This is a genomic window from Sedimenticola selenatireducens (genome assembly GCF_963675335.2).
GTDB lineage: Bacteria > Pseudomonadota > Gammaproteobacteria > Chromatiales > Chromatiaceae > Sedimenticola > Sedimenticola selenatireducens.
In genome coordinates this window covers 205,845-224,441 of the sequence record NZ_CAXXYC010000004.1, presented here as the reverse complement: position 1 = coordinate 224,441, position 18,597 = coordinate 205,845, and the positions used below count along the sequence as shown (strand labels likewise).

The following is an 18,597-nucleotide window of genomic DNA, read 5'->3' as shown; positions in this document are numbered from 1 at the left end:
GTTTGCGTTCGGGAAGCTGGAACAGATTTTATGGGGCGGTAAAAAATACTTATACCCAAATTACTCGATTCTTGGCTTGTTATATGGAGGCATCCCATGCATTATCTATTGGAAAAACTACAGAAAGATCATAGGAATTTGGAAAGAATTCTTGATCTTTTGACGTCCCAGCTCGATCAGTTTCTGGCGGGGCGTGAATCGGATTTTGATCTGAAAATCGAGCTGTTGGAGTACATGGAGGCCTACGCGGACCAGGGGCATCATCCCCTGGAGAATGTGATGTTCAGCGTGGCCAAACCCCTGGTGGATGAACAGGCGGACCTGCTGGACCGACTGATGCAACAGCATCAGGAGCTGGCGCAACTGACTCGTACCTTTCGCTATTCTCTGGAAAATATCTACCAGGGTGGAGTGATGCCGCGGGACGAACTGGAGGTGCAGGGACGGGAATTTATCGCGCTGCAGCGCCAGCACATTGCGTTGGAAGAGCAGGAAGCCTTTCCCCTGCTGGATAGCGTGCTGCGGGAACAGGATTGGGCGTCAATCATTGAACAATCGCCCAATCACGATGATCCGGTGTTTGATAAGCCCGACAAGATCCGTTTTCAGACCCTGTTCGAATATCTGAGCAGAGTTGAACAGGGCGAGACGCCGGCGGCCGGTTGACGGATTCGCAAGAGCAGGCCACCGATTCACGGCAATTGTCCGATGATTATTTATTACAACAGGCTTTATCTACGGGGGTTCAGGAGCAGAATCCGTCTGTTTTGAATGCCGATGTGCATCCGGTCGGATTGAGCAATCTGTAACGAGGGCTAAAACACAAGCCCGAGTTGACAGGATGATTGTTCAGTCCCTTGGGCTGCCAGCGGTAAATGGGGAAATTGGTAATAGCGCGTTCCTTGGGAGGAAGAGAGTATGGCTCATATCGTTGTATTGGGTGCAGGTACCGGGGGTATGCCCTGTGCCTACGAATTGAAAGAGACCCTGGGTAAAGATCATCAGGTCACGGTAATCAACGAGCGGGAGGAGTTTCAGTTTACACCTTCAAATCCCTGGGTGGCCGTCGGCTGGCGTGATCGGGCCAGTGTTACGTTCGATATCCGTCCCCATCTGGAACGCAAGGGCATCGGCTTTATTGCCAAGCGTTGTGACAAGATCAATGCCGAAAACAATACCCTTGAGATGGCGGATGGCGAAGTGGTCAGCTATGACTACCTGGTCATCGCTACCGGGCCGAAGCTGTTTTTTGAAGAGGTGGAAGGTGCGGGGCCGGTGGTTGGCAACACCAAGTCGATCTGTACCGTGGATCACGCTTTGGATGCTTACGACGCCTACCAGCAATTACTCGACGATCCGGGTCATGTGATTATTGGCGCCATGCCCTTTGCCAGCTGTTTTGGGCCCGCCTACGAATTCTCCTTTATCATGGATGCGGACCTGCGCAAGCGTAAGATGCGCGACAAGGTGCCCATGACCTATGTGACCTCCGAGCCTTATATCGGCCACCTCGGCCTGGGCGGCGTGGGTGACTCCAAGGGCTTCCTGGAGTCCGACTTGCGCGCTCACCATATCAACTGGATCACCAATGCCAAGGTGACCAAGGTTGAGGCGGGCAAGATGCACATCGAGCAGTATGACGACAGTGGCCATCTGGTGAAGAATCATGAGCTGGACTTCAAGTACTCCATGATGCTTCCCTCGTTCAAGGGAGTGGATGCGGTGGCCAATGTGGAAGGGCTGTGTAACCCGCGCGGATTCGTCTTCGTGGATAGCCACCAGAGAAATCCGACCTATCCGAATATTTACTCGGCCGGCGTCTGTATCGCCATCCCGCCGGTTGAAGCGACGGCGGTACCGACCGGCGCCCCCAAGACCGGCTATATGATCGAGTCCATGGTCACGGCCATTGTGCATAACATTGCGGATGAACTGGCCGGGCGCGAGCTTTCGACCAACGCTACCTGGAATGCCATCTGTCTGGCGGACATGGGTGATACCGGCGCCGCCTTTGTGGCCTTGCCGCAGATCCCGCCCAGGAATGTGGCCTGGTTCAAGAAAGGCAAATGGGTGCATATGGCCAAGATCGCCTTCGAGAAGTATTTCATCCGCAAGATGAAAAAGGGCACGTCCGAGCCGATCTATGAGAAGTACATCCTCAAGATGCTGGGTATAGGTAAATTGAAGTAACCGGCCTCAAGCGCAAAAAAAGCCCGGCGATGACCGGGCTTTTTTTTTTGGCTTGATCAGGTAGGAGTGGCTCCAGTCGGGAAGGGTCGCCTCAGTGTCTGAACTGCTCCAGCATCTCCCTCAGTTCATGTGCCTGATGGCTCAGCCGATTACTCGACTCGGCAACCAGCAGGGCGCCTTGGGAGGTGTCCTGGGAGGATTCGTTGATCTGCTCCATATGATCCTTGATTGTCCCAATGAGTGCGTTCTGTGAGGCGGTGGCCGTGGACAGGTTGTTACTGATCAGGGTTACCGAGGAGATGGCTCCGGCAATTTCCGCCAGCAGTTCCGCCGCGCGTTCGAAATGCTCTTCCGTCTGTATCGCCCGGCTGCGTGCGTTATCCATCACATTCACTGCTGATCGGGAACCCGTCTGCAACTGGCCGATGATTTTTTCGATCTCCTCGGTGGACTCCTGGGTGCGTGTTGCCAGGGTGCGTACCTCGTCGGCAACCACGGCGAACCCGCGGCCCTGTTCTCCGGCGCGGGCCGCTTCGATGGCCGCATTCAATGCCAGCAGATTGGTCTGCTCGGCGATGTTGCGGATCACGTCCATGACCATGCCGATGCTGGCGCTCTTCTCATCCACTTGGCTGATCACATCTCCCGCTTTATTCATGTCGGCAATCAATGCAGAGATGGACCCGATGGCTTCAGTGGCGATCAGGGTGCTTTCTTTGGCAAACTGGTCGACCTGGCCGGAGGAGCCGGCGACTTCAACCGCCATTTCGGATACCTGGTGGATGCTGTCGCTGATTTCATCAATGGCCTGGACCGCCTGTCGGCTCTCCACCTGCTGTTGCGCGGCCTTCTCACGACCCTGCTCGGCGATTCCGGCGAGTTGCTGGGTGTTCTCGTCCAGTGCGTGAGTGGAACTGCCAATTCGGCCGATCATGTCACGCAGGTTGGCGCCCATCTGGTTGAAGCTGTTGATAATCTCTCCGATCAGATCATGACTGACCAGGGTGCACTGATGGCTTATGTCGTTATTGCTGATGGCCTGTGCCACCTCGGATATGCGCTGCAGGCGGCGCAGCAGCACCTGTTTGCACACCCAGTAGTTGGCGATACCTATAGTCAGACCGGCAATGATGCAACCGATATTGAACCAGAGCTGCATGCCAGGTTTCCATTCGACAAAAAACTGCGCATACAGGGGAAAGAGCAACCCCATTATTAGACCGAATCCCATATAGGTGATGAAGAGCGTACGGAGAATACTTGGCTTCATAGACGGTTACCTGATTATTATTGGGTAACCAGATATCGGCTAACTGACTGTGATCTTTAATGTTTTTCAGATAAATTGTACTGATGCATCAGATAATTTTATCTATGTCAATCTCTTTTGGTCGGTCCGGATCAGCTGTCCCGCCACTGGTGTCTTTGCACAAGATCGGCCAGTGCTTCGATGTGTCGCTGACCGTCATTCAGTGCGGGGATGTAGTGGTACTCTTTCCCCCCGGCGGAGAGGAAGTATTCCCGATTCTCTTCGCCTATCTCCTCCAGGGTCTCCAGGCAGTCGGCCGGAAAGCCGGGGCAGATCACATGGACCCGTTTGATCCCGCCGGCGCCCCACTGTTTCAGGGTTTCATCGGTATAGGGCTGAAGCCAGGCCTGTCGCCCGACCTGCGACTGGAAGGTGATGGCCCACTGTTCCGGTGACAGGTCCAGCGCGGCGGCCAGCCGCGTTGCGGTGATCTGGCACTGTTCGGCGTAGGGATCACCCTGGTCGGCATAGGCTTGGGGAATGCCGTGAAACGACAGTAGCAGTCGGTCAGGCTTCCCATGGTTCCGGGAAAAATCACTTACGCTCTCCGCCAGGGCGTCGATATAACCGGGGTCATTATGGTAGTGATTGATGAAGCGGAGCTCGGGAAGCCAGCGCCACTGTCGCAGTACCCGGCTGATCTCATCAAATGTGGATGCGGTAGTGGTGGCGGAATACTGCGGATAGAGCGGCAACACCAGTATCCGTTGGGCGTTGGCCTGGCGCAGGGACTCCAGCCCGTCAGCGATGGATGGTGAGCCATAACGCATTGCCAGCACCACCTTGACCGGGCCGTCGAGCCGCTGTTCGAGGGTCTGCTGCAGTGCGCCGGCAATCTCCCTGGAGATGACCAGCAGGGGCGATCCCTGGTCGGTCCAGACCTTGCGGTAGGCGGCCGCTGAGCGTTTCGGACGGATGCGCAGAATGATGCCGTTGAGTACCAGCCACCAGAGGAGCCGGGGAAACTCCACTACCCGGGGATCACTGAGAAATTCCCGCAGATAGCGTCTGACATCAGCGACCGAGGGTGAATCGGGAGTTCCCAGGTTAGTGATCAGGATGCCGGTGCAGGGAGGTGTGCGGTTGTCGGGGGCAGGTCCGTGAAATCTCATGCGCTGCTTCAGGTGGCCGTGGAAAGTCCGGCCTATGATCCCCTATTCGTCCAGGGTGGTGCAATGCCTAGACAGTCAGTTCTAGATTCAGCGCAGGTCAGGTTTATAAAGGCTCTGTCCCAATTATGTGTTGGTGTTGTTTTGGTTTGGCGATACGCCCGGTAGGAGCGGCGCCTCGCCGCGAATTCGGCCCGGGGCGGGCCTCCTACAGGTCAACCCCCTCTTCGGCGGCCAAGCGTAGCGGTAGGAGTGGCTTTGTCAAATTACGGCTCAAGTTCGCCAGTGGATGATAGAGGCGGTGTATGATGCATGCACCGCCCATGACGGCGGCTGCCGGAGAGGGGATAAACTAACGGTGGGTGTTTACCGGGTGAGCAGTGATGACGGAAGTGGTGGATAGCACGATCATAGAACGTTTTGCCGATGCGTTGTGGATGGAGCGGGGGCTCAGTCGCAATACCCTGTCCGCCTATCAGTCGGACCTGGTCAAGCTGGCCGAGTGGCTGGAGAAGCGGCAGAGTGTGACCCTGTTGGAGGCGGGCCGTGGGGATCTGCAGGCCTATCTGGCGGTCTGTGCGCAGGCGGGCAAAAAGGCGCGCTCCACGGCACGCATGCTCTCCTGTTTTCGCCAGTTCTATCAACACGCCCTGCGGGAGGGATGGGTCAAACTGGACCCTTCGGCCCGGATCGATGCGCCCAAGCTGGGCCGGCCGCTGCCCAAGTCACTGACCGAGCAGGAGGTGGAGGCGCTGCTGGAAGCCCCGGACACCGATGACCCGGAAGGGCTGCGGGACCGGGCCATGCTGGAGCTGCTGTATGCCACCGGCCTGCGGGTCTCGGAGCTGGTGGGACTGCGTTTTTCCCAGCTCAGCCTGAATCAGGGACTGGTCCGGGTCATGGGCAAGGGGGGCAAGGAGCGACTGGTTCCGCTGGGGGACGAGGCGCTGGAGTGGCTTTCCCGTTTCATCCGCTCGGCCCGCTATGATCTGCTGGGCGAACGGCTCAGTGACGACGTGTTTCCGACCCGGCGTGGGGCCGCCATGACCCGTCAGGCATTCTGGTACCGGATCAAGAAACATGCGGCCACCGCCGGGATCAGCAAGCACCTTTCGCCCCACACGCTCAGACACGCTTTCGCCACCCACCTGTTGAATCATGGCGCCGATCTGCGCGTGGTGCAGATGCTGCTGGGACACAGCGACCTCTCCACCACCCAGATCTATACCCATGTGGCACGGGAGCGCCTGAAGAGCCTGCACCAACAGCACCATCCCCGCGCCTGAGTTGCGGCAATATGTTAGCCTTGACCGACCCGTAGCAACGTGTAAGAGGAGTCAAGCCGTGCCGTCATTTGATATCGTCTCCGAAGTGGATATTCAGGAGGTGCGTAACGCCGTCGATCAGGCCAAGCGGGAGATATCCACCCGTTTTGATTTCAAGGGGACCAAGTGCAGTTATGAACTGAACGACACTGAGGTCACCCTGAAGGGCGAGCAGGAGTTCCAGCTCAACCAGATGATGGATATTCTGCGCCAGAAAATGGTCAAGCGGAAGGTGGATATCACCTGCATGGATATCAAGGAACCGGAAACCACACTGAACGCCGCTATCCAGAAGGTGCTGATCAAGCAGGGTATCGAGACCGATACGGCGCGTAAAATGGTGAAGATGATCAAGGGCAGCAAACTCAAGGTGCAGGCCCAGATACAGGGTGATCAGGTCCGGGTAACCGGCAAGAACCGGGATGACTTGCAACAGGTGATCGCCCTGTTCAAACAGACCGAGTTCGATCTGCCCCTCAAGTACATCAATTTCCGGGACTGATGGTGAACAGCTGCGTGGAGTTTTGTCGGGGCCCGGCCCTGTGGTTGCTGTTGTTTCTCCTGATCGGCCCGGCAGTCGCCCAATCCGATGACCGGCAGATTGCACAGGTGCGCCAGAGCCTGGCACTGCTGTTGCCGGATATTCTTCCCGACAGCATCCGCCGCACCCCGATACCCAATATTTTTGAAGTGGTGGTGGGAGCGCGGCTGGTCTACGTGACCGGTGACGGCCGTTTTCTGATTGAGGGGGAGATCATCGATCTGGAGCAGCAGAAAAATCTCACCAACCCCCGCCTGAACGAGATCACGGTGGCTGCCGTGGATGCGGTCGGTGAGCAGAATATGCTGATATTCGAGCCGCCGGAGCAGACCAAATACACCGTCACCGTGTTTACCGATATCGACAGCGCCTACAGCCGCAAACTGCATCAGGAGATCGATCAATACACCAATCGGGGTATACGGATGCGATATCTGTTTTATCCCCGGGCCGGATTAGGTAGCGACTCATTTGCCAAGGCGGTGGCTGTCTGGTGCGCCCCGGACAGACAGCAGGCGATAGACCGGGCGATGGCCGGTGAGCCGGCCGAATCGGGATCTTGCCCAAATCCGGTGCACAACCACTGGCAGTTGGGGGGGCGCATGGGGGTATCGGGTGCACCGGTCATGGTGCTGGAGAACGGGGATATGTTGCCGGGTTATGTCTCGGCCGAGCGTCTGTATGAAATTCTGGGTAAGATGAAGCGGCTGCAACAACCCTGAATCAATCTGGTTACTCCCCCTATTTTGCCCATAAGGTGCTGCACGGGGGCGGATTTGCTTCATAAGCTCCCTTACCTTGCAGAAATGTGCAGCCGTTTACAGATTAATTGGTCGTAGTGTCTGAAGATTCAAGTCTGATGGAAAAGTTGCCGATAGCACGCTCATGGAACATCGCCACTCTGCGCAAGGTGATTCCGGCCGACTGGGTCAGGATTAGTAATTAGAATATGAATGTACTGCCCATCCGTGCTGTTGCCTGTTCCGACAAGGGGCGGGTTCGGGAAATCAACGAGGATAGCGTGGCGGTGCTGGAAGCACACGGCCTGGTGATTCTGGCGGATGGCATGGGCGGATATAATGCCGGGGAAGTGGCCAGTCAGTTGGCGGTTGAAGCGATAACCGCGGATCTATTGCCACTCTGCACGAATGATGAAACGACACTGTCATCGCAAACAATCCGATCGGCGGTGGAGGTGGCGAATGAATCGATTCTCTCTACCATGCTGGCCGAGCCGGCTTACGAGGGAATGGCCACCACGGTGGTGGTGGCATTGTTCTGCGATAATCGGGTGCACTATGGCCATGTGGGTGACTCACGGCTCTACCGCTTGCGTAATGGAAGGCTGGAACAGCTGACCCGGGACCACTCCATGATCCAGGCGCTTGTGGACGAGGGAATGTTTGACACTGTACAGGAAGCGCTGGATGCCGGGGTAAAGGGCAATGTCCTGATTCGTGGGCTGGGCATCCATGAGACAGTTGAGGTAGATGTCGGGGTCTCGGATGTGGCGCCGGGCGACCTCTACCTGTTCTGTTCAGATGGTCTAAGCAACATGATCCCGCATCAGGACATGCTGAATATATTGATGGAAGCAGACGGCGACATAAACGACGCTGCCGAACGTCTGTTGGAGACAGCGCTGGACAACGGCGGTCTGGATAATGTTTCACTGGCACTGGTATGCCCCCAACTTTAAGGTGAATGCGGCCAGATAACTCTGGGTCGGGAGTAACGATGGAAAAGCTGGTTATAAAAAAAGACGATGCCCTGGTGGATGAGCTGGCGATTGATAAGCAGATAATCACCATCGGGAGGGACATGGAGTCCGATCTGCAGTTGAACGATCCGTCGGTAAGCCGGCACCACGCAACCATCAGGCGCATTTATACCGATCTCTATATCGAGGACTTGGGCAGCACCAATGGCACCCAGTTGAATGGGCGCAGCATCACCAAGCACGCACTGAAGGCGGGTGACCGGCTGGCCATCGGCAGCTACATGCTGGATCTGGTGGTGGATGTACCGGAGGAGGAAGCGGAAGGAGACCTGGACAAGACGGTTGTGATTCAACCAGAAGTGGTCGCCGCCGCCCGTGCCAGGCGGGCGAGTCCGGTAAGAAAGCTCCTGCCCAAGAGCGCCACGCTGCGTTTCTTCCGCGGACCGAACAAGGGCAATCTTGAGAAGATTGATCGTTCACTCTTCACCATCGGTAAGCCGGGTGAGAATGTGGCCGTGATCGCGAGACGCCCCCAGGGTTTCTATCTGCTTCATATCGGCGGCTCCAGCTTCCCGCGCATCAACAACAAGGAGATCGACTCCAAGGGCGGCGTTCAGCTGCAGGAGGGAGACGTGGTGGAAGTGGGTGAGTACATGGCGGAGATCTCCTTCGCCCAGTAAGGGGTTGCGCGGGTCCGGTTGTGGAGCCTAGAGGGTATGACTGGCCTGGTTCTGGCCCGGCTTTAATCCCTGGTCAGCCCGCCCAGCCACTTCGCGACCGCCTCCACCAGCGGTGCATCGTAACCCCGGAACATATGTCCGGCCCCTTTCACCTCCACTTGGCTGTAAGCGCTGTTTCCGCCCCGCCGGGCAGCGTCCAAACGTGCTGTGCGCGTCAGGCTGACGGTGCGCAGATCGTGTTCGCCAAAAATATCCAGGGTCGGTTGGGCAATTTTTTCCAAGTGCCCCAGGGTGTCGCCATAACCGGCCCGTTCGGCGCCGGAGAGCCCCACGGCAATAAACCCCTTGAGTGCTCCGTCAGTGGATTGTGAAACCCAGTATGCCGCCATCTCGCTGCCGAGGCTGTGTCCGGCAATCACCAGGGTCTGGTATCCTTGCTGGTGCAGGTAGCGCATGCCGGCTTCGATACGTGGAAGTGCCTCGGGAAAAATTGGGTAGTATTCATTGACCCCCGCATCCGCACTTAATACCGGCATCTGCAGCGAAAGCGTTGCCCAGCCTTGTTCCGGCAACTGTTCGCGCAATGGATTGATCACCTCCGGCCAGTCCGGATGCACGCCGATCCCGTGTACCAGGATGAGTGCACCGTGACGTTTTTCATCGGTCGGTTCAGTGTAGATGGAGAGGAATCGGTGGTTCCCGGCTTCGAGCCATATCGGCTCACCAACCACAATGGCATCCACAATCTGGTTCGCCCAGCGCGCTTCGCGCTGCAGATCGGATGCCTGCGTGGGAATGACCCACAGCAGTATGAGCCAAGAGAAGTTTTTCACGACCAACCCTGTCCTGAAGCAAACCATATAATGAAGCATAGGAGTCAATGGGCTGAACGTCTATGACGCCTGAGCGGTGCCAGGGGAAGAGCGCAAGAATCGGGTGGTATCGTGCTACCGCGCTATCTATAGTGGGTTCAACAGTTGCCGGTGGACAAACTCTGGTAACAGGGTCACCGGTACTCTATTTCCAGTCAGGAGCACGATATGGACAGCGCCAGCCTTGTACGCCTTCTCTGCCTGGCAGCGATCTGGGGTGGCTCGTTTCTGTTCATGCGCATCGGTGCGCCGGTATTGGGGGCGGCCTGGCTGGTGGAGTGGCGGGTCGGTCTGGCGGCGCTGTTTCTGGCTGCTGTGGGCTGGTATCTGCGTAAACGTCTACGGCTTGGTGAGCATTGGCGGCATTACCTGATATTGGGCTTTTTCAACTCGGCACTGCCGTTTCTGCTGTTCAGCTACGCCGCCCAGACGCTGTCCGCCTCGATGCTGTCGATATTGAATGCCACCGCACCGATCTGGGGCGCCGTAATTGTCGCGCTATGGACACGCACCGTGCTGGCCGGGAAGACCCTGGCTGGATTGCTGCTGGGGATTGCCGGTGTCGCCCTGCTGGTGGGTTTTGATCAGGTGGCCCTGCGTCCCGGAGCGCCGCTGGCGATTGCCGCGGCGCTGGGTGCGGCCTTCTGTTACGGCATCGCCTCGACCTATGCCCGCAACGCCCGATCGGTGGATGCCTTCAGCAATGCCCACGGTAGCATGTGGGCCGCTACACTGCTGATGCTGCCGGTAGTGCCATTTTTTCCCATGTCCGGGACGCCGGACGGGGCGGTGATCGCCTCCGTCATTGCGCTGGGTGTCGTCTGTAGCGGTATCGCCTACCTGCTCTATTTCCGCCTGATTCAGGACCTGGGAGCGCCTTCGGCGTTGACCGTGACCTTTCTGATCCCGATGTTCGGCGTGCTCTGGGGACATCTGTTCCTAAGTGAGGTGATCGGCTGGTATACCCTGACCGGTTCACTGGTGGTGATCGTCGGTACCGCCCTGGTGACCGGGTTCTCGCCGCGCCGGCTCTATTTTTCCAAGGCGGATCAACATGTCTGACTTCTCTGCCAGCGAATCGCAGCTTCAGTATCGGCGCATTGCCCGGGCGATCCGCTTTCTGCGTGAACACGCCGATCGGCAACCGCCTTTGCGCGAGGTCGCCGCCGAGGTGGGATTAAGCGAGTACCATTTTCAGCGCCTGTTCAGTCGCTGGGCCGGGGTCTCGCCGAAACGTTTCCTGCAGTATCTGACCAAGGAGCGGGCCAGGGCGGCGTTGCGTGAATCGCGCTCGCTGTTGGATGCCGCATTCGAGGCCGGACTCTCCGGGCCGAGCCGGCTGCATGATCTGATGATCAGTTGTGAGGCGATGACCCCCGGACAGATCAAGGCTCAAGGGGCGGGTCTCGAGATCGGCTACGGCTGGGGCGCCAGCCCCTTCGGCATGGCCCTGATCGCTTGGACGCCACACGGCGTTTGTCACCTGGGGTTCCACGACGAACAGGAACTTCGTTTTGAGGATGAACTGACCCGGGAATGGCCCGAAGCCGGCCTGCGACGGGATGAGGCGCAGGCTGCGCGACTGGCTGGGCAAATCTTTGCGGCGCGGCCGCAACCGGGCACCCTGCACCTGGTACTGCGCGGCACCAATTTTCAGATCAAGGTCTGGGAGGCGTTGCTTCGGGTCGGTTCCGGTGAACTGATCTCCTATTCCCGGCTGGCCACCCTGGCCGGTTCGCCCGGGGCATCGCGGGCGGTCGGCTCGGCCCTGGCGGTTAACCGGATCGGTTACCTGATCCCCTGTCATCGGGTAATCCGTGAGACCGGCGAGCCCGGACAGTATCGTTGGGGCAGCGAGCGCAAGCTGGTCATCCAGGGCTGGGAGGCGGCCCAGCGTGAAGCGGCTCAGTCACACAGCGACTTGAGATGATAGAGAGCGTCCAGCGCCTGTTTCGGGGTCAGCTCGTCCGGGTCGAGTTGCCGTAGCGCCTCCAGGGCGGGCGAGGGGGGTGTCGGTTCTGCTTCCACAGCAAACAGGGAGAGCTGGCTGGCGTGCTGGTCGCTGTGCTGCCGGGCAGAGAGTTCCAGCTCCCGCAATCGCCGACCGGCGCGCTTGATGATGGAACGCGGGACGCCCGCCAGGGCCGCCACCTGCAGGCCATAACTCTGGTTGGCGGGGCCTTCCCGAACCGCGTGCAGGAAGACGATGGATTCACCATGCTCCACCGCGTCCAGGTGGACATTGGCAATGCCCGGGTACTCCTCCGGCAGGGTGGTCAGCTCAAAATAGTGGGTGGCAAACAGGGTGAAGGCGCGGATGCGGGTGGCCAGCTCCACGGCACAGGCCCAGGCCAGTGACAGGCCGTCGAAGGTGCTGGTGCCGCGGCCTATCTCATCCATCAGCACCAGGCTGTTTTCGCTGGCGTTGTGCAGGATATTGGCGGTCTCCTCCATCTCCACCATGAAGGTGGAGCGGCCGCCCGCCAGATCATCCGAGGCGCCGATGCGGGAGAAGATCCGGTCCACCGGGCCGATCCGGGCTGAACCGGCCGGTACAAAACTTCCGGCATAGGCGAGCAGGACGATCAGCGCGGTCTGGCGCATGTAGGTGGACTTGCCGCCCATGTTGGGCCCGGTAATGATCAGGATGCGCCGCTGGTCGCTGAAATCAACACTGTTGGCGACGAACGGGGCGTCGCTCACCTGCTCCACCACCGGGTGCCGGCCATCCTCGATGTGGATGCCGGGGGTGTCATCCAGCTGCGGCGGACTGAGTTGCAGGGTCTCGGCCCGTTCGGCGAAGTTGCTGATCACATCCAGCGCCGCCAGAGCTGCGGCGCACTGCTGCAGCGGGGCGATAACCGCCTGGAGGGTCTCCAGCAGCGCCTCGTAAAGCATCTTCTCCCGGGCCAGGGAACGCTCCCGTGCCGACAGCACCTGGTCCTCGAACTTCTTCAACTCCGGAGTGATGAAGCGTTCGCTGCCCTTGAGGGTCTGGCGGCGTACATAGTCATCAGGGACTTGTTCGGATTTACTTCGGCTGATCTCGATGTAGTAGCCGTGGACCCGGTTGTAGCTCACCTTCAGGTTGGCGATCCCCGTGCGTTCCTTCTCCCGGATTTCCAGATCAAGCAGGAACTGATCGGCATTCTGGGACAGATTGCGCAACTCATCCAGTTCGCTGTCATAGCCCTCGGCCAGCACGCCGCCGTCACGAATCAGCATCGGCGGTTGCTCGATCACGGCGCGCCGGAGCAGGTCCAGGGTGTCGGGATGGGTGCCGCATTCGCCGGCCAGTCGCTGCAGCAGTGGCGCGTCCAGTGTCGCCAGTTGTGATTGCAAATCTGGCAGTTGATCGAGGGAGTCCCGCAGGGTCGCCAGATCCCTTGGCCGTGCGCTCTTCAGCGCCACCCGTGCCAGTATGCGCTCGATATCGCCAATGCCCTTCAGACTCTCCTGCAGTTCTGGAAATGCCTGTTGTTGCAACAGCAGCCCAATGGCGTCGTGCCGTTCCCGAACCTGAATGATGTCGCGCAGCGGGCGGTTGATCCAGCGCCGCAGCAGGCGGCTGCCCATTGCCGTGGTGGTGCGATCCAGGATGCCGGCCAGGGTATGTCGGGCCTGGCCGCTGAGGCTGTTGTCCAGCTCCAGGTTGCGCCGGGTGGCGGCGTCGATAATGATCGCCTCCTCGCGCCGCTCCACCGAGAGACCGCGCAGATGGGGCAGGGCGCTCTGCTGGGTATCCTTGACATACTGCAGCAGGCAGCCGGCGGCGCCGATCGCCAGCGGCAGGTCGGTGCAGCCGAAGCCCCCCAGGTCGCGGGTGCCGAACTGACGGGTCAGCAGCCGTTCCGCGCTGTCCCGGTCAAAATGCCAGGCGGCCCGGCGGGTGGTGCCACCGGGGGCGGTGAGGCCATCCGGCAGGGTGTAGTCCTCCATCAGCAGCAGTTCCGCCGGGTGCAGTCGTTCCAGCTCGCCCGCCAGTGCCTCGCTGCCGGCCAGTTGCTGTACTACGAAGCGGCCGCTGCCCAGGTCGAGGGTGGCGAGGCCGAAGTGGTCGGCCTGCTGAACCAGGGCGGCCAGCAGGTTGTCGCGCCGCTCCTCCAGCAGGGCGTCATCGGTGACGGTGCCGGGGGTAACGATGCGCTGCACCCTGCGCTCCACCGGCCCCTTGCTGGTGGCCGGGTCGCCCACCTGTTCGCAGATCGCCACCGACTCGCCCTGCTTGACCAGTTTCGCCAAGTAGCCCTCGGCGGCGTGATAGGGGATGCCGGCCATCGGGATCGGCTGACCGGCCGACTGGCCGCGCTTGGTCAGGGTGATATTGAGCAGCCGCGCGGCACGTTCAGCATCGCCATAAAACAGCTCATAGAAATCCCCCATGCGATAAAACACCAGCATATCCGGATAGTCGGCCTTGATGCGCAGGTACTGCTGCATCATGGGTGTGTGGGATGGGCTGGCGGTGTTGCTCATGAGGCTGTGCGGCGGCTCGGTTGATCGGCTGTGGGGTTATTCGAAGCTGTAGTGTTTCTCTACCCGCTTGAGGATTTTCCAGGTGCAGGAGAGACCGGCCGGGAGGGTAACCAGGTCGCCGCGTCCGAAGGTCTGGGGTTCGCCGCCATCCGGTGTGATCTCCACCTGGCCACGCAGGAAGTAGCAGACCTCGGTGCGGTCGTATTGCCAGGGAAACTCGGAGACCTCTTTTTCCCAGATAGGCCATTCAAATACACCCAGGATCTCCAGTTTGGCCGGCGAGGCCTTGTGTTCACAAAGGATTTGCATAGGGACCTTCTGAGTTGCTGATTCAGGGCCGCACAGTGTAGCCCAAATCGTGCGGATGGTCAGGCCCGATCTGTCGCGATAGGTTATGACAAAACCGCACGGCTTGCGTCTACGGGGGGGAACTCAGATACTGTCCGCATGAGTAATGAACTGGCACAACAGGCGCATGAGCTGGCGATACAATTACTGAAGCACCGACTGAAGCTGGCCGCTGCGGAATCCTGTACCGGCGGCTGGATCGCCAAGGTACTGACCGATATCGCCGGCAGCAGCGAGTGGTTCGATCGGGGATTCGTTACCTACAGCAACCAGGCCAAGCAGGAAATGCTGGGGGTGAAATCAGAGACACTGGCGGCCCATGGCGCAGTCAGCGAAGCGGTGGTGCGGGAGATGGTGACCGGTGCCCTGGTGAACAGCCGCGCCGATCTGGCGCTTTCAGTCAGCGGTGTTGCCGGTCCCGGGGGCGGTACCCCGGAGAAGCCGGTGGGCACCGTCTGGTTTGCCTGGCAGCGCCGGGAGGGCGATGTGGTCGCCGCCTGCCACCGGTTTGCCGGTGATCGGGAGGCGGTGCGTCGACAGGCGGTGGCGGTGGCGCTGCGGGGCGTTCTGGCCCAGTTGTAACGGTTGACTCCTGCCCATGCAGGAGAGTCAACCGTTATGCCGGCTCAGTCGCCCGCGTGTCCCGCCAGCCGTTTCAATCGCCGGACGCCGAAAAACACGGCAACCAGCACTACCGGGATGGCGAGGGCGATGCCCAGTTCCACATTGATGCCGATACCTGTCGACTTGAGTCCCTTCAGGCCATATCCCACCAGGCCCAGCAGATAATAGCTGAGCACCACCACCGAGAGCCCCTCCACGGTCTCCTGCATCCTCAGTTGCAAGTGGGCACGACGGTCCATGGATCGGAGCAGATCCTTGGTCTGTCCCTCCATGCTCACGTCCACCCGGGTGCGCAGCAGATTGGAGGCGCGGGCTATGCGGGTAGCCAGACCCTGGATACGCTGATCCACTGATTGGCAGGTGTGCATGGCGGGCGCCAGGCGACGTTGCATGAACTCATGCAGCATCTGCACCCCCTGAATGCGCTCTTCCCGCAATTCCGCCAGGCGTTGCTGGATAATGTCGTAGTAGGCGGTGGCGGCACTGAACCGGTAGCTGGTGGTGGAGGCGACCTGTTCCACCTGGGCGGCCAGGCCGGTCAGTTGTTCCAGCGCATGACGCTCATCCTCCAGGTTGTCGATGTCCACAATCTCGCCGATCAGGCTGTTCAGCGCCTGGTCCAGCCGGTTGAGCTGCTGGCCGTACTGCTGGGCCAGAGGGAAGGCGAGCAGGGCCAGCAGGCGGTACTGCTCCAGCTCATAGAGACGTTGCATCAGGCGTCCGGCCTGGCGGCTGCGCAGATGGTCGTCCTGGATCAGGAAACGGCTGAAACCATCGGCGTGGATATGAAAATCGGTCCAGACCCGGGCGGCGCCACCGGTCACCAACGAGCCGGTCACTGTGTTGCTGGCGAACAGCGTGGCCAGCTCCTCGATCTCCTGTTTCGGGTAGTCCCGGGGAGCCAGCGCCAGATGTACAGCCGTCAACAGTTGTCCGGGCAACTGTTCCAGCCAGTCCGCCGGTACCCGGCTGATGGCGGTCTCCTGAAACGGCTGATCAAAGGGGGCATGGTGAAAGAATGTGTAGCTGGAGAATTCACTGTGACGCTCCCACTTCAGACGGAACATCCCCATGTCGGCGCTGTGGTGGCGGGCCGACGCGGAGGGCGGGGCCACGCGAAAGCGTTCGCACAGCTCGCCGATCATCTCCCGCTCTTTTCCCAGCAGGGACTCGTCCGAGAGGATCGCCAGATGGCTCGCCTGCACCGGTGCGGTCAGCTGTTCGTAGGGGCGGGCGTGAACCTCGCTGGCCAGCTGGCTGCGTAAAGGATAATTGGCGATGCCGACGGTCTCTCCTGGTAACATGCTGTCTGCCCTGTTCAGTGGATAGGGATTAAAAGGTACACCGTGCTGATTGTACCCGGAATCGTGCTCCAGGGGCCGGTGATCGGATTGAATTTCCATTTGATATCGCCCTGTCGGCGATGGATTCCCATTTGCTTTATGTTGAATTAAATAAAGTTGAACAGGCTCATGACTTGAGCCTGTGGCTGTGCAATAATAGAGAACATCAATAGAACTTGTCGGGTGGCGGGATGTCGCCTTTAGTCAAACCGGGGGAAACAATGGACGAAAATCGCAAGAAGGCTTTGGGTGCCGCACTGAGTCAGATCGAAAAACAGTTCGGTAAGGGTGCGGTGATGCGCATGGGTGACGGCACGGCCATCAGGAATATCGAAGCGATCTCAACCGGCTCGATCAATCTGGATATCGCGCTCGGTATCGGCGGTGTGCCCAAGGGGCGCGTGATCGAGATCTATGGTCCTGAATCTTCGGGCAAGACCACGCTTACCCTGCATATCGTGGCCGAGTCCCAGAAGCAGGGTGGCACGGCCGCCTTTGTCGATGCCGAGCATGCCCTGGACCCCCAGTATGCCGAGAAGTTGGGCGTGAATGTGGACGAGTTGCTGGTCTCTCAGCCCGACACGGGCGAGCAGGCGCTGGAGATCACCGACATGCTGGTGCGCTCCGGCGCGGTGGACGTGGTGGTGGTCGACTCGGTGGCGGCGCTGACGCCCAAGGCGGAGATCGATGGCGACATGGGCGACACCCACGTCGGTCTGCAGGCGCGGTTGATGTCCCAGGCGCTGCGTAAACTCACGGCCAATATCAAACGTTCCAACTGCGTGGTCATCTTCATTAACCAGATCCGCATGAAGATCGGCGTGATGTTCGGCAATCCGGAAACCACCACCGGCGGCAACGCCCTCAAGTTCTACTCTTCCGTTCGGCTCGATATCCGCCGTACCGGTGCCATCAAGAAGGGCGATGAGGTGATCGGTAACGAGACCAAGGTCAAGGTGGTGAAGAACAAGGTGGCGCCGCCCTTCAAGCAGGTCAACTTCGAAATTCTTTATGGCGAGGGTATTTCGCGCGAGGGTGAGCTGATCGATCTGGGTGTGCAATACGGTCTGGTGGAGAAGTCCGGCGCCTGGTACAGCTACAACGGCGACCGCATCGGCCAGGGCAAGGATAATGTGCGCAATTTCCTGAAAGAGAACGCAGACATCGCCCAGCACCTGGAGGATCAGATTCGTCAGCAGGCGTTCCCCAAGCCCGAGGTTAAATCGGACGAGGTGGAGGTCGGTGTCGAGGTCTGAATTGTCGGAACGAGCGGAACTTGAGCAGGCGGCGGTCCGCCTGCTCGCGATCAGAGAGCACAGCCGGGCGGAATTGCGCCGCAAGCTGCAGTCCCGCTGCGACGCGCCGGCGTTGCTGGAACAGGTGCTGGATGGGCTGGAACAGCAGGACTATCTGAGTGACGCCCGTTTTGTCGAACAGTATGTCAGCAGTCGCAAACTCAAGGGTTTTGGACCGGTCAGGATCAGACAGGAGCTGCTGGAGCGAGGGGTGGCCTCCACCCTCGCCGATCCCTCGACAGACCCCGGAGACAGCGAGTGGCTGACCCTGATAAGTCAGTGTTGTCGACGCAAGTTCGGTGACTCCCTGCCAGCGGATTTCCGGGAGCGTGCCAAGCGTGCCCGGTTCCTTGAATACCGTGGTTTTCCCTGCGAGCTGATTCGCAGTTTCCTCTGGAGTGATCCCGCCGGGGAGCTCTGATCCCTTAATCCCTCAATATTCCTTTTCTCCCCCTCAGCAATGGTTCATGCGCCGGTAGCCAAATTACCGGTGCTAAAGATGCGGACATCATTGGCTGAACTCCTTTCAGTATCGCTGTCGCAGGTCGCCCACACGCCGCGCATTTACATCTTGTTACAACCCGGAACAAATCACTACAACTTGAACAAATCCGGTTTACAGGAAAAAGCTAGCCTGCATCCAATTGTTCGACCGCGTAAACCATTGGCCGGGAAACAATCCCGCGTTTTTGTGTGACCAAGAATAATCTGCAATCGAGGCTACTGTTATGAGGATAAATAAACGGCGCTGCATAATCAGGGGAG

General features: G+C 59.3%; 18 protein-coding genes. 12 read left to right on the top strand and 6 right to left on the bottom strand.

What is annotated here, in order from left to right; translation table 11 throughout:
- Window positions 1–96 precede the first annotated feature (96 nt).
- Together ACHZBF_RS12185 and ACHZBF_RS12180 are read left to right on the top strand one after the other, a co-directional pair.
- Complete coding sequence (locus ACHZBF_RS12185; protein WP_321528591.1) at window positions 97–666, top strand: hemerythrin domain-containing protein; 570 nt, start codon at window positions 97–99, stop codon at window positions 664–666.
- 252 nt (window positions 667–918) lie between these two features.
- The gene (locus tag ACHZBF_RS12180; RefSeq protein ID WP_029133492.1) at window positions 919–2,190 is read left to right on the top strand and encodes an NAD(P)/FAD-dependent oxidoreductase; all 1,272 of its coding nucleotides are present in this window, start codon (window positions 919–921) and stop codon (window positions 2,188–2,190) included.
- A 91-nt stretch (window positions 2,191–2,281) separates the two neighbouring features.
- Here the strand turns inward: ACHZBF_RS12180 and ACHZBF_RS12175 are convergent, their stop codons facing one another.
- Window positions 2,282–3,460, bottom strand: coding sequence for a methyl-accepting chemotaxis protein (locus ACHZBF_RS12175; RefSeq protein ID WP_321528590.1), 1,179 nt, complete (start codon window positions 3,458–3,460; stop codon window positions 2,282–2,284).
- A gap of 131 nt (window positions 3,461–3,591) precedes the next feature.
- On the bottom strand, window positions 3,592–4,611 hold the full coding sequence (hemH, locus tag ACHZBF_RS12170; protein WP_321528589.1) for a ferrochelatase: 1,020 nt from the start codon (window positions 4,609–4,611) through the stop codon (window positions 3,592–3,594).
- 380 nt (window positions 4,612–4,991) lie between these two features.
- Here hemH and xerD point away from each other — a divergent pair, with 380 nt between their 5' ends.
- The 5 genes from xerD (at window position 4,992) to ACHZBF_RS12145 (ending at window position 8,874) form a co-directional block, all read left to right on the top strand.
- On the top strand, window positions 4,992–5,894 hold the full coding sequence (xerD, locus tag ACHZBF_RS12165; protein WP_321528588.1) for a site-specific tyrosine recombinase XerD: 903 nt from the start codon (window positions 4,992–4,994) through the stop codon (window positions 5,892–5,894).
- A 58-nt stretch (window positions 5,895–5,952) separates the two neighbouring features.
- Entirely contained in the window at window positions 5,953–6,435 is a 483-nt protein-coding gene (locus ACHZBF_RS12160; protein WP_321528587.1) for a YajQ family cyclic di-GMP-binding protein, read from the top strand.
- A gap of 14 nt (window positions 6,436–6,449) precedes the next feature.
- Window positions 6,450–7,196, top strand: a complete 747-nt coding sequence (locus ACHZBF_RS12155; RefSeq protein ID WP_321528586.1) for a DsbC family protein — start codon at window positions 6,450–6,452, stop codon at window positions 7,194–7,196.
- A gap of 227 nt (window positions 7,197–7,423) precedes the next feature.
- The gene (locus tag ACHZBF_RS12150; RefSeq protein ID WP_321528585.1) at window positions 7,424–8,173 is read left to right on the top strand and encodes a PP2C family protein-serine/threonine phosphatase; all 750 of its coding nucleotides are present in this window, start codon (window positions 7,424–7,426) and stop codon (window positions 8,171–8,173) included.
- A gap of 38 nt (window positions 8,174–8,211) precedes the next feature.
- A complete protein-coding gene (locus ACHZBF_RS12145; RefSeq protein WP_029133488.1) occupies window positions 8,212–8,874 on the top strand; it encodes an FHA domain-containing protein in 663 nt (220 codons plus the stop codon).
- A 62-nt stretch (window positions 8,875–8,936) separates the two neighbouring features.
- On the opposite strand, the gene ACHZBF_RS12140 is transcribed toward ACHZBF_RS12145, so the two are convergent.
- Complete coding sequence (locus ACHZBF_RS12140; RefSeq protein WP_321528584.1) at window positions 8,937–9,707, bottom strand: DUF3530 family protein; 771 nt, start codon at window positions 9,705–9,707, stop codon at window positions 8,937–8,939.
- Window positions 9,708–9,914: 207 nt separating this feature from the next.
- Between ACHZBF_RS12140 and ACHZBF_RS12135 the strand changes: the two genes are divergently transcribed.
- On the top strand, window positions 9,915–10,808 hold the full coding sequence (locus ACHZBF_RS12135; protein WP_273439685.1) for a DMT family transporter: 894 nt from the start codon (window positions 9,915–9,917) through the stop codon (window positions 10,806–10,808).
- Window positions 10,801–11,676, top strand: coding sequence for a methylated-DNA--[protein]-cysteine S-methyltransferase (locus ACHZBF_RS12130; RefSeq protein WP_321528583.1), 876 nt, complete (start codon window positions 10,801–10,803; stop codon window positions 11,674–11,676). Before ACHZBF_RS12135 ends, ACHZBF_RS12130 begins: the two co-directional genes overlap by 8 nt.
- On the opposite strand, the gene mutS is transcribed toward ACHZBF_RS12130, so the two are convergent.
- Window positions 11,652–14,222: a DNA mismatch repair protein MutS gene (gene mutS, locus ACHZBF_RS12125; RefSeq protein ID WP_321528582.1), complete on the bottom strand. Its 2,571-nt coding sequence runs from the start codon at window positions 14,220–14,222 to the stop codon at window positions 11,652–11,654. The two genes, ACHZBF_RS12130 and mutS, sit on opposite strands and share 25 nt — an antisense overlap.
- Window positions 14,223–14,258: 36 nt before the next feature.
- On the bottom strand, window positions 14,259–14,531 hold the full coding sequence (locus tag ACHZBF_RS12120) for a cupin domain-containing protein (protein ID WP_029133432.1): 273 nt from the start codon (window positions 14,529–14,531) through the stop codon (window positions 14,259–14,261).
- Window positions 14,532–14,669: 138 nt separating this feature from the next.
- On the opposite strand from ACHZBF_RS12120, the gene pncC reads away from it, so the two are divergent.
- Entirely contained in the window at window positions 14,670–15,152 is a 483-nt protein-coding gene (pncC, locus tag ACHZBF_RS12115) for a nicotinamide-nucleotide amidase (protein ID WP_273439668.1), read from the top strand.
- 44 nt (window positions 15,153–15,196) lie between these two features.
- On the opposite strand, the gene ACHZBF_RS12110 is transcribed toward pncC, so the two are convergent.
- On the bottom strand, window positions 15,197–16,597 hold the full coding sequence (locus ACHZBF_RS12110; protein WP_321528581.1) for a DUF3422 family protein: 1,401 nt from the start codon (window positions 16,595–16,597) through the stop codon (window positions 15,197–15,199).
- 161 nt (window positions 16,598–16,758) lie between these two features.
- Between ACHZBF_RS12110 and recA the strand changes: the two genes are divergently transcribed.
- A complete protein-coding gene (gene recA / locus ACHZBF_RS12105) occupies window positions 16,759–17,793 on the top strand; it encodes a recombinase RecA (protein WP_321528580.1) in 1,035 nt (344 codons plus the stop codon).
- The gene (locus tag ACHZBF_RS12100) at window positions 17,780–18,253 is read left to right on the top strand and encodes a regulatory protein RecX (RefSeq protein ID WP_321528579.1); all 474 of its coding nucleotides are present in this window, start codon (window positions 17,780–17,782) and stop codon (window positions 18,251–18,253) included. The genes recA and ACHZBF_RS12100 overlap by 14 nt, the downstream gene beginning before the upstream one ends.
- Window positions 18,254–18,597 lie beyond the last annotated feature (344 nt).

Coding starts and splice junctions, on each gene's coding strand:
- ACHZBF_RS12185 (WP_321528591.1), top strand. CDS start 97: ATGCATTATCTATTGGAAAAACTACAGAAAGATCATAGGAATTTGGAA.
- ACHZBF_RS12180 (WP_029133492.1), top strand. CDS start 919: ATGGCTCATATCGTTGTATTGGGTGCAGGTACCGGGGGTATGCCCTGT.
- ACHZBF_RS12175 (WP_321528590.1), bottom strand. CDS start 3,460: ATGAAGCCAAGTATTCTCCGTACGCTCTTCATCACCTATATGGGATTC.
- hemH (WP_321528589.1), bottom strand. CDS start 4,611: ATGAGATTTCACGGACCTGCCCCCGACAACCGCACACCTCCCTGCACC.
- xerD (WP_321528588.1), top strand. CDS start 4,992: ATGACGGAAGTGGTGGATAGCACGATCATAGAACGTTTTGCCGATGCG.
- ACHZBF_RS12150 (WP_321528585.1), top strand. CDS start 7,424: ATGAATGTACTGCCCATCCGTGCTGTTGCCTGTTCCGACAAGGGGCGG.
- ACHZBF_RS12145 (WP_029133488.1), top strand. CDS start 8,212: ATGGAAAAGCTGGTTATAAAAAAAGACGATGCCCTGGTGGATGAGCTG.
- ACHZBF_RS12135 (WP_273439685.1), top strand. CDS start 9,915: ATGGACAGCGCCAGCCTTGTACGCCTTCTCTGCCTGGCAGCGATCTGG.
- ACHZBF_RS12130 (WP_321528583.1), top strand. CDS start 10,801: ATGTCTGACTTCTCTGCCAGCGAATCGCAGCTTCAGTATCGGCGCATT.
- mutS (WP_321528582.1), bottom strand. CDS start 14,222: ATGAGCAACACCGCCAGCCCATCCCACACACCCATGATGCAGCAGTAC.
- ACHZBF_RS12120 (WP_029133432.1), bottom strand. CDS start 14,531: ATGCAAATCCTTTGTGAACACAAGGCCTCGCCGGCCAAACTGGAGATC.
- pncC (WP_273439668.1), top strand. CDS start 14,670: ATGAGTAATGAACTGGCACAACAGGCGCATGAGCTGGCGATACAATTA.
- ACHZBF_RS12110 (WP_321528581.1), bottom strand. CDS start 16,597: ATGGAAATTCAATCCGATCACCGGCCCCTGGAGCACGATTCCGGGTAC.
- recA (WP_321528580.1), top strand. CDS start 16,759: ATGGACGAAAATCGCAAGAAGGCTTTGGGTGCCGCACTGAGTCAGATC.